The sequence below is a fragment of the Pradoshia sp. D12 genome (assembly GCF_008935075.1).
GTDB lineage: Bacteria > Bacillota > Bacilli > Bacillales > Pradoshiaceae > Pradoshia.
Genome location: NZ_CP044545.1, coordinates 1745435 through 1761491, shown reverse-complemented (window position 1 = coordinate 1761491; position 16057 = coordinate 1745435). Strand labels below are relative to the sequence as shown.

The window sequence follows — 16057 nt, the reverse complement described above, 5'->3', positions numbered from 1 at the left end:
AATCAGATAAGGTTTGGAATTCTGCAATTCAGGAAATGTCCCTGCTCCGTTACTGTAAAGTAACTAATATTTCACACAAATGATTATCAATCATTTGTGAAGTATATCTTTCTATAATTGGTTGTTCTCTAATGGATAGATTATTTCTTTCTATCTCCGAAAAAATATTGCCCCAAAAATTAACTGACTGCCTCTTTTGTATGATCAAGCAAGAAAACAGCATATTTCCCACCAGGAAATTTACCAACATGAGCTGGTTTTACCACATTAAAATCTTTATTTTTAACAACGCAAACTTCATAACGATATTCCTCTTTAGGAGTAATCTCTGGGTTATCTTACGGTATACCTAAAATTGTAGAATTATCAAATACTCCATTCAATTTTGCCGACTTTTTAATAATTAGAGTATGCTTTAATTAATCAGTTTCTTTGTCAACTGCCCGTTGATAAGCCTTTTTAATTCTGCTACATTTTATTTTAAAACTGGATTTCTTGTTGCTCCAAACATTTCCCAACCTATTTGTTCATTTACAAAAATAAAAGGAGAAACAGCATCTTTTGCCATTCTCCTTTTTATCATTTCATTGCTTGCATTTCTACTTCCGAATAAAGAGAAAGAGTGAATTTCCCATAAATTCGTCGGCTCAGCATCAAATAAGTCGTTAAGTTCATATCATTTAATTAAATTTCTTGCTAATCAAAACATTTTCACGGTATACACAAGGCTTTCTACCTGTATCTTGTTTAGCTCTTATGCAATTGCTAATAATCTTAATCAGAAAAGGACTTTGTATACTTAGGTAGCAAGTACCGGAATATCACCAACGCATGGACAATCCCAATTCCTGCAAAAAGAGCCCTCACAAACCATTCCTGCCAAAGCAGTAAGATACCATTCATATCGCCACCACCAAAAAATCCACAAAGTACACTCAAATATAGCGGATCAAGCAGTAGCATGACTAGTGAGGTATACCATGCGATGGTCCGGAAAACCTTTGATTTTACTGAACAGATTGGTTTACAAAATATAATAAGAAGCCAACTGAAAACAAGAGTTGCAATCGCACCCGCCAGACAGAAAATTCCCATCTGAATATCTGTCATCAGGGTATGATATACATCCACCTGAACCCCGAGCCCCATGAAATTGATTTGCTTAAAAACCCCGTAATAAAAAGCTACTAGGAGGTGCGCCCCCTCATGGATGATATAGTAAATGATAATAGCCGCAATAATTCCAATATATTGTCTTACACTTCTGCTCATAATAGTCACCTATCTTACTTACCGTTATACTTTTATGAATGACAAATCTTTAAGCTAAACAATGCCTATTCTACAAACTCTTAGCCAATCATCAGCCTGTGATTGGCTAATGATCATGTGCATTGTTTTTTTCATTTGTATGTTAATTCACAAAGGTAGTATATTGCATATAGGCACCTAAAACAATACATTTTTCTATCTACACCTCTTTTTGCAGATTCACTAGAGTACTCTTTAAATATAACCATAATACCGTAACCCCAGTAATAGCTATAGCAATCATTAATCTAATCCAATTAGAAGAGATTGGTGTAATAAAAATTACTGGTAACGAACAAATGTTATTAAAGATAAACCCTCCTAATCCACTTTAAAAGGTGATTTAATAGCATACTAGAGCAGATAAACTGAAAATATTGTTAAAAGTGTCTCTACTAAAAAAGCCGCCCACTAAGGGCAGCTCTTCTACTTATTTACCTCTAAAAAGAAGGATTTTTATTCTCCATATGTAACTTTCGGGTTACAGCTACAATTCTTTCTTTAGGAATATCCGGATGCTTGTCCTTGATTATCTTGACACATTCAACCCAATTGATTTCAGATTTTAACAAAGATGCGATTTCGTTTTTAATCATTGGATCTATTTGATAAATATCACTATCGGTTTCATCCGTTTCATTCTTTCCATCCACACTTTGGTCAATTTTATCAAACAGCAGCGAAGCAACAAGATGAATAGATATGATAATTATTTTCACAGTTGTAGAAAGATCGATGAGTGTAAAAAAGTAATCTAGTGCGCTAATAACTATATAACTACCAGCGAAAGTTAAGATACTCGCAATCAACTTATTGACAAAGATATCCTTATAAATGTCCGTTACGGCATGAAGAAAGCTATCAATAATAGTCCCCACTCCCATATCTATAAGACACAACAGAAAAAGAAACAGAATTAAATAGATTAAATTCTCATAATACTGGCCTGTAAAATGAATAATCAAAGCATAAATAACCATGAGAGGTAGAAACAAGAATAAAACAACCGTCATAAGTAAAGAAGTGGATAGAAAAAAATTCTTCACAAGTATAGACTCCAGTCTCCATAGCTCTTCTCCGCCTACGGAGGTTTTTGTTAAATTATAACAATTATTTCGCATAAAGTCAGCAACTGCATATGAATATCCTGCCTTTTCAGTTTTAGTTTCTACTTCCAGCTTAATCAAAATTTTGCGAGAGCCACCCACAGCCTCTACTAAAATAAGACTTTCACTTTAAGGACGACGTATCTCTACTTCACTTACGTTTAACACTTCAAAACTAATGCCATTCTTTCATTAGAGATAGGTGAATCTGATTAAGCACTCTCATCCTTTCCCAATAATTTTACGATGATTGTATCCTTCACAATGAAGGCCACTTGTCCCATGCATACGTACTCGAATGTATCATAGATCCTGCCGGCACTGCGGGTTCCTTTTGCAACTGTCTGATAACTATTAGCCACATAACCAACCTTACCAATTGTATCGAGCTCGGCTTGAATTGCTTCATCATCATGCTTATTATCCAAGTCTTTTCTTAAGATTATCTTCTGACCAACCTTGAAAATATCCGCTCCAAAATAATGACAAACACCTACAACTGATATATATTTCTCTGCCATTTCTATCCCCTCCATGTGACACTTTTTATTACTTTACTCTCTATATATTTACGAATTTCACAAAAATAAGTTTCAGTGATCCCTTGTAGAAAGCCTTTTAGATTGTCACATAAAAGAGATAAGGCAGCTCACAGGTTCTTATCGGATCGTGTATCATCTAAATAGGAACCATTTTTAGCTCCTTCACCTTTTCTTTGTTTCATTGCCAATAAAATTACACAAAATTAAAAAAGCCTTAGAGAATCGAAAATGATTCCTAGGACTTTTAACGTTTCTTTAGATTTAACTCCTTCAATTTATGAGAGTTTGATTAATACATATTCCACATAAAAAAGATGACCATTCATTAGGTCATCTTATATTATTTCTTCTGTTGAGTCTCTTTCTAGCCTTGTGATTAACACTTTATCTACTCGGGCACGATCCATGTCCACTACTTCAAGTTGAAAGTCATCTACTTGAATGGTGTCTTTAATTTTTGGTATATATCCAATTTTATTAATAATAAATCCACCCAATGTGTGGAAGTTTTTACTTTGGTTAAGAATCGTAAAGTCTTCCAAATCAAAATATCTAATAAACGTATCAATCGAAACAAGACCATCTGCCAACCATGAGTTTCCATCTCTCTCTATAATTTGCGGCTCTTCTTCATTATCCTTTTCAGGCATTTCTCCAATAATATTTTCCATAATATCATGAAGAGTGACAAAGCCCTCAATTCCTCCATATTCATCGATAATAACGGCTTCATGCTGGCCGGATTTTTTCAATGTTTCCAATGCCCGATATACTTTCATTTGTTCTGGCAGAACAAGTGTATCTTTGACGGAATCCGCTAAAGAAAAATTCTCTCCTGCCACAATTCTTGATAAAAGATCTTTTTTATGAATGATTCCTTGAAAATCATCTAAACTTCCAATCCCAACAGGAAATTTGGAGTAATAACTTTCATTAATTTTTTTCATATTTTCTTCAAACGAATCCTCTAAATCAATGTAAACAAGCTGCGTACGAGGTGTTAAAATATCACTAAGACGTTTGTCCCCTAAATAGAAAATTTGTTCTACCATATCCTGTTCTATTTCTTCAACAATCCCACTATGAACACCTTGTTCAATTAATTGGGTTATTTCTTCTTCGGTTACATTCGGTTGGCTTGTGGGTTTTATTCTTAAAAATTTTAATGCAAAATCAGTAGACTTACTTAAAAACCAAATAATTGGGCGTCCAACTTTTGAAAAATAATACATTGGTTTTGCTACTGCACATGCTACTTTTTCTGGATTTCCCATACCAATCCGTTTTGGAACTAACTCACCAATAATTAATGATAAGTAAGTTGAAAGTCCTACAACCACGATCAGACTTAGCTCATTACTGAAAGAAGCAAGACCATTAATTTGTTCAATATAAACAGCTAGCTGGCTTGCAATGGTTGCACCGCCAAATGCACCTGTAATTACCCCAATTAATGTGATTCCGATTTGAATAGTCGACAATAATTGATTTGGGTCATCCGCTAATTTCAAAGCATAACTAGCACTGGAATTTCCTTCATCTCGCAATTTTTCTAGTCTATTCTTCTTAGATGTAACAATTGAAATTTCGGTCATAGCAAATATACCATTTGCCACGATAAGTATTAACAAAATTACAATTGAGGTCCAAATGCTGTCCAAAAAAATCTTCACCGTTCCTTAATTAAATTTTCCAATTATTATAACGTTACTATACACCATAGTCTATTTCCCTATTATGCTCAAAACAAGATAATACATTACCATATATATTTCATCTAAATGAATCTTTCACAGACTTATTTTATATATTTTTTTAAAATATCGCCTTTTTAGCAGCTTAAAATAAGACTGTCCATATAGCTAGCTATCATCTAATATCCTTCCCTTTATCCATTAATCCTATCGAATCAAATTGATTTCATGGCCTTTGAGGTTAGATACATTCTGGAATGGTCATCCCAACTCACCTATAAAAATCGTCATTCTCTGCTTCAAATTCTTTTGTTTCGATTACTTGTTTATACCAGTAAGCAGATTTCTTAAGTGCTCGATTGCGGTTATCGTCTAAATTAATTTCAACTAAACCATACCGGTTTTTGAACGCGTTCATGGGTGATACATTGTCGGTGAATGCCCAAAGCATATAGCCTTTACAGTTGGCTCCTTCTTCGATTGCCTTTAAGAGCCATTTTAAATGTTCGCTTATAAACTCAATTCGGTAATCATCCTGAATGATTTGTTCTTCATTCTTAAATCTGCCTTCGTTTTCTACACCCATTCCATTTTCAGCAATAAACCATTCAATGTTTCCGTACTCTTCTTTCAATCTGACCGCCATATCAAACATAATTTGCGGGTAGATTTCCCAGCCACGATATGGGTTCATTTTCTTACCTACTAGCTCGTGTTTTTCATAATAGTACTCAGGGTGGAAAGGTGTTTCTTCATTCCATGCAGTTGTACGTGCTTTGACGCGGTGTGGGAAATATAGATTAATGCCTACATAATCAATCGTATTTTCCTTAATGAGCTGCAACTCTTCGGTTGTATGTTCAAAAGTAATATCATGTTTTTCCATCAACTCAAATAATTCCTGCGGGTACTCACCCTTAATGGCTGGATCTAAGAATACACGATTGAAGAATAGGTCATACATTCTAGCTGCTTTTTGGTCGTGTTCAGAGGAAGAACGAGCATATGTAACCTCTGGGTTTAGGATGGTCCCAATTTTGGCTCCTGTCTGATCCTTTAATCTCATTTCCTTAAATAACTTCACCACTTTAGCAGTAGCAAGCCCTTTATTATAGTTCCACTGCATCCATTTTTTTGTGTTCTGTTCATATGGCCAACGAATCGCATCTAAGTATATGCGTGTTTGAACTACAACTGGCTCATTAAATACGAACCAGTGTTTCACACGATTTCCATAACGTTCAAATACTTTTTCCGCATATTTTACAAATAGTTCAACCACATGCTTTGAGCCCCAACCGCCGTATTTTTCAAATAAATAAGCAGGCAATTCATAGTGCTCCAGACAGATCATTGGCTCTACGCCATTTCTAATTAATTCATCAATTACGTTTCCGACAAAGCTCGCGTACTCTTCATCCACAACAGCATTCTCATAATCCACTAAAAAACGGGACCAATTAATCGATGTTCTAAAATGGGATAAACCAATTTCCTTCATATAACTGATATCTTCTTTATAACGCTTGTAAAAATCAGTTGCATAAGCAGGTCCATATCCGTTATGCCAAACATTCTTATTCTTTTTGTACCATAGGTCTAAATATGAATCCTGAGACTCTTTTTTATCGGTCCAGCCTTCAGTTTGCCATGCAGAAGATGATGCTCCTAAAATAAAGTCCTTTGGTAGGTTTAATGTTATTTTTTCCATCTATTATAATCTCTCCCCAGTTTTTCTATCTTGCAGATTTCTGAATTTTCGATAGTCCGTCGCAGTCATTCCAGTCATTTTTTTAAACACTCCAACGAAATACTTATATTCCTGAAACCCTACTTGTTCGGATATTTCGTTTACCTTAAAAGGAGTCTCTGCAAGTAAGATCTTTGCTTCATCCACTCTTAATTGGTTAACGTATTCATTGAAATTAACGCTTGTTTTATGCTTGAATAGAGAGCTAAAGTAATTTGGGGTTATATTAAGGACCTCCGCTACTTCATGAACTCTAATATTCGTTCTGTAGTATTCATGTATGTATTCCTTCGCGTGATTGATTAACAAATCTTGTTTGTCAAAATTCTTCAGCTCAGATTGGTATTTACAGATGGAGGAAAGGTCCAGATAAAAAAGTTCTTTCAACAATTCGTATGAGTTATATTCATGAACATTTAGGCTCTCGCTGTAATAAAGATCCCATTTCCTTACCTTTTTCCCACTCAGAGACTTATAGTGATCCAAAATTTTATTAAGTATCTCTCTGCATACCTGAACAGCTTCATCCAGGAAAAATTCATGTATGGTAAAGTATCCGAATAATTCATTCGTAAAAGTATGTAGGTCTAAATCTTTCATTTGAATAATAGCTTCTATTAATTGCTCTTCAAGTTTAGTTGGGTACGATTGAAGGGTATCCCGTCTCAATTGATCTGAAACTACAAGGCTGGTACATTCCGTGAAAGCTAAATACCTTCCTTGATTTAGTAGTTCTGTTAGTACGACCTTGAGATTTTCAACAGGAATCCACTCTTCGCTCCAAACAAATTGAAGGTTGAATCGATCATTTCGAATCAAGTTTTGCCGGATATCCGACGTCACTTTCCGACCATCATCACTATGAACACAGGTAACTAGTATATTTTTTTCTGTAAAGAATGAATAAGAGGCAAGTCCATATTCTTGTAGTTTCTTCTCAATGGTTTTCTCCCATCCTCTTAAAAACTCTTCATAATCCCCTTCTGAAAAACTAGTTATTTTTCGTTTATAATTTTGATGCATACTAATAAATGGATAAATTATGAAGCCGTTGTGATGGTATGATTTATTAGTTGAAGACCTCTGTAAATTTGTTACTTGTTGGAGGATTGCATTTCTCAATCCTATTTTATCCCGTTCTTTTTTTTGCTGCCGCTTTTGTTTCATTTCGTTGGTTATCTCTTTAACATTTTCCATGAGCTCATTAATATCAACCGGTTTTAGAAAATAATTATCTACACCCAATTTGATAGCTTGCTGGGCATATTCAAATTCTTCAAATCCACTCAGAATAATCGTCCGAATATGAGGGTAGTTGGCATACAGAAAACGTGCCAGCTGCAATCCATCCATTTTTGGCATCCTTATATCTGTAATAACAAGTTCAATATCGCCATATTGTTTGACCTTCTCGATGGCATCCTCTCCATCATGTGCTGTGTCTACTACTTCGACGTCGATGGTCTCCCAGGGAATCGTTAAACGCAGACCACGGGAAATAATAGGTTCATCATCCACTATTAACATTTTAAAAGTCACGAGTGTTCACCTGATTTCTCCATGTTTATGGGCTGCCAAAGTATTGGCAGGATTAGCCTTACCAATGCTCCAGATTCAACTTTTAACACCAGCAAACCATATGGTTCTCCAAACGCAATCTCTAAACGTTCCTTTAGGTTTTTCATTGCATAACCAGTATCTTGCTTACATTCTTCGAACCCCCAACCATTATCAATCACATCGATCCATAACTGATTTTCCACCTGATAACAGCGAATAGTAATGATTCCTTGTCTGGGTAATTCTTTAAAACCGTGCTGGATGCAATTTTCAACTAGTGGCTGCATTAATTGTTTCATGATGTAGGAGCGTTTGATTTGTTCATCAATAAAAATGTAAAAAGATAAACGTTCTCCTAAGCGGCTTTTCTGTAATTCTAAATAGGATTCAATATAAGCTATTTCCTCCTCTATTGTAACCCACATTTTCCCATTATTTAAATTCATTCGGAATACTTTTGAAAGCTGTTCGATTTGCTGACCTGTTTCCATTGCATTTTCAAGGCGTGCCGTCCATCGAATCATGTCTAATGTATTGTATAGAAAATGTGGATCAATTTGATTCTGAAGCGCCTTTAATTCAGATTCCTTTTGTTTAATAGTCAGTTTGTATTCTGTATCAATATGTCTTTGAATTGTTTTGACCATTTTATTAAACTGTTTCCCTAGTTGACCAATTTCATCATTTGTTGAAACGCCCACATTCGCCGAGAAGTCCCCTTTCTCAAGCTGGTGTGTTTGGCCAGTTAATTCAATTACTCTTTTTATATTAGAGCGATAGAATCCATAAAAAGCGATGATTCCACATATGAGAAGAAGAAAAATCATATTACGAATCGAATTTCGAACGGTATACAGTTCCTTGACCAAGTGCTCCTCATTTACAATCACGATAGATGTCCAATTTGTCCCACTCAGCTTTTTTTTAACAGCTTTATAGTTATGGTTGTTTTTTGTAAAATCATAGGCTAGGTTCTCACTATGATTGACCCAATCGATAAAGGCAGGATCATTGTATTTTTTTCCTATTAGCTCTTGATTTGAATGAAGAATAACTTCACCGGACTTTGACATGACCAGGTAATTACCTTGTTTTACTTCTAAATTTCTCTTAATTTTTTCCTGATCAAGACGGATTCTTACGATGCCAATTGGTTGATTAATCTTATTTAAATCGTTAATGACTCTAGAGAGGCTAATAACATATTTTTTCCCATCCCACCCACTTGTAACCCCATAGGTATCGCTCCAAATGGGAGATCCTTTTCCGTCTATGGCAGCCTGATCTAACTTATCCTCGTTTCCAAAAACAGGTTCACCAAATGCCAGCTCCTCACCATTTCCTCCTTTTAATAAGATGGAGGATATATACTCATTTGACATCAATTGAAAAGTAAAATAGCCTTTTATCCCGTCCATACTACTTTTATCCGCAAGGGGAGTTTCTTGTGTAGTTTTAAAAAATGTTCGAAAGTCCTCGCTGTAAATCATATAGGAGGACATACTTTCAACATCTCGTATGATGGACAAAAGGCTCTGTTCATCTTTTTCTAGTATTTCAAGGATATCCTCTTCCAGCTGTCTTTTAAGTACTTCCGTTGTTTGGTAGTAAATGAGAATGCCGTAGCATACTGTTGGTAGTGTGATGAATACAAGGAATATAATCATAAACTTCTTTTTTAGGCCCCAATTTCGAATCATATTCATTTACCCTTTTACCGCACCAGCTGTCATACCTTTAACAATATTCTTTTCAAAAATCATGTAGAAAATGACAATTGGAATTAAAGACATCGTTAAACCAGCCATTTGGGCACCATAGTCGGTTGTAAATTGACCTGCAAAGTTTGCTAAACCTAGTGGCAATGTTTGAAGCTCTGGGTCATTAATTAACACTAGCGCAAATGAAAATTCATTCCAATTGTAGATGAAATTAAGAATGACAGTTGTAGCGATTGCCGGACGTGACATGGGCAGGATGATGGACCAAAATATTCTAAAAACTCCGCACCCGTCCATGATTGCAGATTCTTCAATATCCTTAGGAAAGCCCTTCATAAAGCTGGTGAGGATAAAGATCGTAATGGGTAAATGAAAAGCGATATAGGGAAAGAGTAAGGTGATGGGTGTATTCAATAGTCCTAAATTTTTCATTAGAATAAACATAGGTACTAATGTGGCATGAATCGGTATTAATAATCCAAAGATGAAAAATCCATATAACCACTTGCTCATCTTGAAATCAAATCGAGATAAGAAATAAGATGCTAACGCCCCGATAAAAACGGTTAATACAGTCGCTGTTACAGTAATAAAAATACTATTCTTAAACAGGACACCTAAGTTAGCAATATCCCAAGCGGCAGTATAGTTTTCTATTATAAATTTCTTTGGAAACCCAAATTGGTTTGTTGCAAACTCCTTCTCGGATTTAAAGGAGTTGATTGCCATCCAAATAATTGGATATGCATTAATGATTGCAAATATAATTAATGCTATATAGATGCTTACTTTTTTGAAGCTTCTTTTCTTAGGTATTTCATTTGTTTTCGCCATCTATACCCACCTCCTAAATCATTTTCTTTCCTAATACTTTGTTTACAATTGCTATTAAGATCAGACTAAAGAAGAAAATAAATACGGACACTGCACTACCATAACCATACTGTAATTTTGAAAATGTTTCATTAAACATATAGAGCGCCATAACATCCGTGGAATGTGCTGGACCGCCGTGTGTCATGACGTAGATTAAATCAAATGTTTTCAAACTGCCTGCAATACAAAGCGTAATCGCAACTAGAATGGTCTCCCAAATCATTGGGATCGTAATCTTCCAGGTTGTTGCCCATTCCGATGCACCATCCATTTTAGCGGCTTCTAATACTTCAGTAGGTATATTTTGTAATGCGGCCAGAAAAATAATTAAGTATAGACCAACAAACTGCCAAACAACAACTACTAAGACAGATGCCATTGCCCACTTTGTATCTCCTAGCCAATTTTGTGCGAGTGAATCTAACCCAATTGATCGTAGAAATTCATTAATTAATCCATTACGAGAATTGAATATTAAACTCCAAGTTAATGATATTACAACGGTTGATAAAACAACTGGCAGAAACCCAATTGTTCTAAATAATTTTGCGCCCTTCATTTTACGATTCAATAAAAGGGCAAAAAATAAAGCAAGTGGAACTTGACCCAGCACTGAGACTAATACTACGTATATATTATTTTTAACAGAGTTCCAAAATAGCGAATCCGCAAATAGCTTTTTAAAGTTATCTAATCCTACAAAGGTCATTTCATTGAATCCATTCCAATCCATGAATGAATAATAGAAGGATTGGAGAATCGGATAAATGGCAAAAACAATATATAGTAAGAAAGCAGGCAATATACCTAGTATAAACGCCCCTTTAGTCTTCTTAGTTAATTTCATTTTCTCCCCCCTAAACATTCACAGGTTACTTGCATGAAGTAACCTGTGAAAAAACTTATAGACGATTATTTACTTTTGTTTTCTTTCTGCATCTCTTCCGCTAATTGTTTAGGTGTTTTGTCACCTAATGTAATAGATTGCAAGCCATTGTTAATAATATCTGTAAGTTCAGGAGTTAATGTTGCATCATATACAGGCACTAATCCACCTTGAGCAAAACTATTAGCATCCTGGAATATTTGAGGAATGCTGTCATCCATTTCAACATTAGCTGGAACGATAATATTCGCTTTGATTAATCCTTGGTATAATTCATCACCATAGTAGTATTTTAAGAATGTGAAAGCAGCCTCTTGCTCTTCTTTACTTAACTTGCTGTTAACGGCAATCCCTCCGCCAGCAGCACCAGCAATCTTGGCAGGATCCCCTTTACCACCTTCAAACGTAGGGAATGGAGCTACACCAATGTTATCAATATTTTCTACACTGTCTAAAATTGGCCCAAGTGCCCATGAACCAGCAAAGTGGAGCGCTGCAGTTCCTTTAATGAATTCATTTCGTGATTGAGCTTCATCAAGAGTATTCATATCCTCATTAAATGCCTTTAATTTTGTTAATTCGTCAATCACAGATAATGCATTGATAAATTGAGGATCCTCGAAGCTGCCATCTCCGTTTAATGTATTCTCTAAGAAATCACTTCCAGTAAAGCGATCAGCAATTGTAGAGATATAAACAGATTGCAATGGCCAGATTGCTTTGTTACCTAAAGAGATTGGAGTCGTTTCTTTATCATTAAGTGCTTTTACAAGTTTTTTAAATTCCGCATATGTTTTAGGAAACTCATCAAAACCTACATCTTGAAGAATGTCCTTATGATAGTAAATTAATCCTGTAATACTAATGTTTGAAGGGATTGCGTAATAATTATCATCTAACGCATAGTCTTGTAGAATGGCATCAGGAATGACCCCATCCCAGTTCTCAATGATGGGGTTTAAGGGAAGGATCGCTCCACCTTCAGCTAGAGGCTCTGTCCTCGCCCCAGGCCATACACGCATCATATCAGGTAATTGATTTCCAGCGGCTTGCGTTCTTAATTTTGTTTCATATTGATCATGTGGTATGGCCTCTACCTTAACCTGAATATCATCGTGTTCTTTATTGAATTTAGAAATAATGTCTTTGTAAAGTGTATTTTCCGGCCGATCCTCGGTCCAGTCAGTCCAAAGTGTAAGCTCAATTGCCCCGTCCTTCGTGGATTGACCTGCTTTTTTATCATCATCGCTACACGCAGCTAAAGCTAGCACCGTCAGTAACCCCATTAGGACTAAACCTAATTTCTTCATCGTCTTTTCCCCCTTTATCATATAAATTAAAGCGCTTACAAAATTCATTATAACGCTTACCTATTGATTGAAATATCCTACAAACCTATAAAAATATCTAAAATTCTTGGGAAAGGTGTTTGGGATGCTGTGGTTAAGTACAAGGAGGGTCTTCTCTGTCTAAACCAGAAGAGGGCTTGTACATCTTATGCAGCCGAGGGTCTATATACTCTTAAAAAGCGTTTTTCTGAGTGCTGTATTATCTCCAGTACTAATCTGTTGTTAAAGATGGATTATCTAGATCCTCGACCGAATTTACCTTTATATACCCCATACAAGAAGAGACAAAAATAGAGACGTACTTTTATATAATTATTTTTATCAACGGAGGTATTTAAATGAAGAAATTATTAGTAGGTTTTACAAAATTCCCGAATATGAAAGCTGGACAGATTAGATTCGCTTCCAATAGTAAAGAAAATTGTATTGAGCCACAGAATTATTAAAGGATTCTATTAGAAATATGGCCGGTTATCCGCAATTGCTGAAAAAACTAGTTTTGATAACAATAATATCAATTAAACAATTAGCACAGTCAGATAAATAACTTATAATATTAGTATAATACTGAGAGGTAAGGTGAATATATAGTGGACGAGAAAAAAAGATTAACCCACGATGCTATAATGAATGCCTTAGATTGGTCTTATGATAAAGCAATTAATGGCGGAATAGCTGGAATGGACACAGCCATAGAGTTAGCTGAAAGTTATTTACAAAAAAGTGGTACACTTGATCAAAAAGTTCAAAGTTTAATTAATTGGCAAAATACTAAAAGTGCCACAAGTGGCTTCTTAACAGGAGTAGGAGGACTTATTACTTTGCCAGTTGCTGTCCCTGCAAATATAACTAGTGTTATATTCGTACAAATGAGAATGGTAGCAGCTATTGCACATATGGGGGGATATGATCTAAAAGATGATCAGGTTAAAACTTTTGTTTATGTATGTTTAGCAGGAAACGGAGCTAAAGACATTCTTAAAAATACAGGGATTCAAATTGGTAGGAAGCTTGCAGTAACAGGTATAAAAAAAATACCTTTTGAGGTTATTAAAAAAATTAATCATGCTGTAGGATTTCGTTTACTAACAAAGTTTGGAGAAAAAGGAGTCATTAATTTAAGTAAAATGGTTCCTGTAGCAGGTGGAATTATTGGAGGAACTGTAGATGCTTTTGCAACCAATACAATAGGTAACTTAGCCAAGAAGATGTTTATTCAAGAGCCTAAATCATATAATGATGACGAACCTGATATTATTGATATGTTGTAATAACCTTACCTTAATGTACATTTTAATGTTAGATAAATACTCGGTTTTCCAAGTAACGTATTCTACCACCATTCTCTAATATTCATCATACAGAGGTAATATAATATGTATTTTTTATCTTCAATTATTACACTCTAGAATGCCAATGAATGACCTATTACCTTTCAATGGTATTCTTAATTTATAATTTGTTGAATGAACTCACCAATATAAACCTAAGCACGAGTATCCTAATATTTATAATTAGCATCTTCAATATTTTTAGGAAAATGAAAGATTATCTCGATATCACGACCGTACTTAAAATATGTACATACTCAACGTTTTGAAAAGACAGATCAATAATATGAATATCTTTTTACAAAAAAATACTCCTCCTAAGGTAGGCAGATTTTAAACAAATCAACTCTCTCAGGCGGAGTATTTTAAACTTCTCTTTTTCAACTATTAATATGGATTTGAGACGATACTGCGGAAATGGTCTCTTGATAGATTTTTTTCCTAGTTGGATCCTCCAAGAAATGCATACTAATTAAGTCGATGAGGTAAAGCGCGCTTAAATCAAGACCGGTTGATAAGTAGGCATTGCGAACGGGATGGACGGTCCATAGCACTTCATCCGATAATTTTGTTAGATATGTATGGTCATAAGCCGTTAAAGAGATTAATTTAACATCTTTTTTCTTCGCTTCATTAACTGATGAAATTAACTCCCGGGTTTGCCCAGAACGTGAAATAGCTAATAATAAATCCCCTTTTTTTAATAAGGTACTTCTAATAATCATTAAATGTGGATCGGTTACAGCTTCACTGGCAAAACCCATCCTACTCAATCGGTAATTTAATTCCTGTGCGGCAAGTCCCGAACTTCCTAAACCATAGATAAAAATCCGCTTAGCATTTGTAACTAATTTGAGTGCTTTCATTATCGATTTCCGACTGTTTAATCCTTGTATATCGCGGATTACATCCATATACTGACTTCTGATTTTGGAATCCATATCCTCCGCTTCTTCATGGTGCGTTTCTCTCGCCAGGTTCATTTTTAATTCCACGAAATTTTTACAGGATACTTTTCTACAGAATCGGGTAATCGTTGCAACGGATACATTCGTTTTTTCTGCTATTTCTTTGATCGTGCACTTAGAAGCTTCTGATGGCGAAGAAAGCAAATAATCAGCTAAGCCTTTTTCTTTATCGGAGAATGAAGAATATTTCGATTGAATTTCCTTCAAGAGCGTAACCATAGATAACTCCTTCCGCCTTAAATTTGATCAGCAACCCCTCTTTATTTCTTCAACAAAGCGACTTGTTATTTGCTGTGGCCGAGTGATTGCTCCCCCGACTACAACGGAGTATGCCCCCAGGTCAAGTACCCTTCCCGCCATTTCGGGAGTGATAACATTTCCTTCAGCTATCACAGGGATTGAGACATTTTTTAAGACTGTTTTGATAAATTCAAAATCATTCTCATATAATTTACATCCTTTTGTCTCATTTGTATAGCCATAAAGGGTTGTGGATACACAATCAAAGCCCAATCGTTCCGCATTCATTGCATCATCCAATGAGGAGATATCTGCCATTAATTGAACCTGGGGATCATACTCTTTTACATATGAAACTAGATCAGCTAATTCCTCTCCATTTGGACGTTCTCTTAATGTTGCGTCCATCGCAATCATTTCACAGCCTGTCTCAATTAGTTCATCAACTTCTTGTTTTGTTGCTGTGATAAAAACTTCACTATTAGGATAATTTCGCTTCACAATTCCTACGACAGGTAAATCTACTTCTTTTTTAATCGCGATAATGTCCGGTTTCGATTCTGCTCGAATACCTGCCGCTCCACCTTGCCTGGCAGCCAGAGCAAGCTTTGACATGATAAATGAGCTATGAAGAGGCTCACTCTCTTGGGCTTGACATGAAACAACCAGCCCTTTTTTAATATGGTCTAACATTTTATTCACCTACTATTTCTGTTTTTTTAC

13 protein-coding genes and 1 pseudogene are annotated in these 16057 nt (G+C 35.3%); 1 reads left to right on the top strand and 13 read right to left on the bottom strand.

Annotation, left to right across the window (positions count from 1 at the left end; all coding sequences use genetic code 11):
• Positions 1 to 49 precede the first annotated feature (49 nt).
• The 11 genes and pseudogenes from F7984_RS08540 to F7984_RS08490 all read right to left on the bottom strand — a co-directional run.
• Positions 50 to 398: pseudogene (locus F7984_RS08540) on the bottom strand (GyrI-like domain-containing protein); the annotation flags it as partial.
• A gap of 376 nt (positions 399 to 774) precedes the next feature.
• Positions 775 to 1272, bottom strand: coding sequence for a hypothetical protein (locus F7984_RS08535; protein ID WP_139891069.1), 498 nt, complete (start codon positions 1270 to 1272; stop codon positions 775 to 777).
• A gap of 479 nt (positions 1273 to 1751) precedes the next feature.
• The gene (locus F7984_RS08530) at positions 1752 to 2498 is read right to left on the bottom strand and encodes a hypothetical protein (protein WP_139891070.1); all 747 of its coding nucleotides are present in this window, start codon (positions 2496 to 2498) and stop codon (positions 1752 to 1754) included.
• Between the two features lie 131 nt (positions 2499 to 2629).
• Positions 2630 to 2938, bottom strand: coding sequence for an HIRAN domain-containing protein (locus F7984_RS08525; protein WP_139891071.1), 309 nt, complete (start codon positions 2936 to 2938; stop codon positions 2630 to 2632).
• A gap of 356 nt (positions 2939 to 3294) precedes the next feature.
• Complete coding sequence (locus F7984_RS08520; protein ID WP_264158116.1) at positions 3295 to 4590, bottom strand: hemolysin family protein; 1296 nt, start codon at positions 4588 to 4590, stop codon at positions 3295 to 3297.
• A 334-nt stretch (positions 4591 to 4924) separates the two neighbouring features.
• On the bottom strand, positions 4925 to 6364 hold the full coding sequence (locus F7984_RS08515; protein WP_140461390.1) for a glycoside hydrolase family 1 protein: 1440 nt from the start codon (positions 6362 to 6364) through the stop codon (positions 4925 to 4927).
• Positions 6365 to 6367: 3 nt separating this feature from the next.
• Positions 6368 to 7942, bottom strand: a complete 1575-nt coding sequence (locus tag F7984_RS08510; protein ID WP_140461389.1) for a response regulator transcription factor — start codon at positions 7940 to 7942, stop codon at positions 6368 to 6370.
• Positions 7939 to 9663 (bottom strand): cache domain-containing sensor histidine kinase, encoded by a 1725-nt coding sequence (locus F7984_RS08505; RefSeq protein ID WP_140461388.1) that lies wholly within the window; start codon positions 9661 to 9663, stop codon positions 7939 to 7941. The genes F7984_RS08510 and F7984_RS08505 overlap by 4 nt, the downstream gene beginning before the upstream one ends.
• Before the next feature lie 6 nt (positions 9664 to 9669).
• On the bottom strand, positions 9670 to 10518 hold the full coding sequence (locus F7984_RS08500; protein WP_139891075.1) for a carbohydrate ABC transporter permease: 849 nt from the start codon (positions 10516 to 10518) through the stop codon (positions 9670 to 9672).
• 13 nt (positions 10519 to 10531) lie between these two features.
• Positions 10532 to 11407 carry a carbohydrate ABC transporter permease gene (locus F7984_RS08495; protein WP_140461387.1) on the bottom strand — a complete coding sequence of 292 codons (876 nt, stop codon included), beginning with the start codon at positions 11405 to 11407 and terminating at the stop codon, positions 10532 to 10534.
• A gap of 65 nt (positions 11408 to 11472) precedes the next feature.
• The gene (locus F7984_RS08490) at positions 11473 to 12756 is read right to left on the bottom strand and encodes an extracellular solute-binding protein (protein ID WP_140461386.1); all 1284 of its coding nucleotides are present in this window, start codon (positions 12754 to 12756) and stop codon (positions 11473 to 11475) included.
• A gap of 629 nt (positions 12757 to 13385) precedes the next feature.
• Here F7984_RS08490 and F7984_RS08485 point away from each other — a divergent pair.
• The gene (locus F7984_RS08485) at positions 13386 to 14066 is read left to right on the top strand and encodes an EcsC family protein (protein ID WP_225983687.1); all 681 of its coding nucleotides are present in this window, start codon (positions 13386 to 13388) and stop codon (positions 14064 to 14066) included.
• A gap of 440 nt (positions 14067 to 14506) precedes the next feature.
• Here F7984_RS08485 and F7984_RS08480 read toward each other — a convergent pair whose 3' ends face one another.
• Positions 14507 to 15313: a MurR/RpiR family transcriptional regulator gene (locus F7984_RS08480; protein ID WP_066104144.1), complete on the bottom strand. Its 807-nt coding sequence runs from the start codon at positions 15311 to 15313 to the stop codon at positions 14507 to 14509.
• Positions 15314 to 15340: 27 nt separating this feature from the next.
• Entirely contained in the window at positions 15341 to 16027 is a 687-nt protein-coding gene (locus tag F7984_RS08475; RefSeq protein WP_140461385.1) for an N-acetylmannosamine-6-phosphate 2-epimerase, read from the bottom strand.
• Between the last annotated feature and the right edge of the window lie 30 nt (positions 16028 to 16057).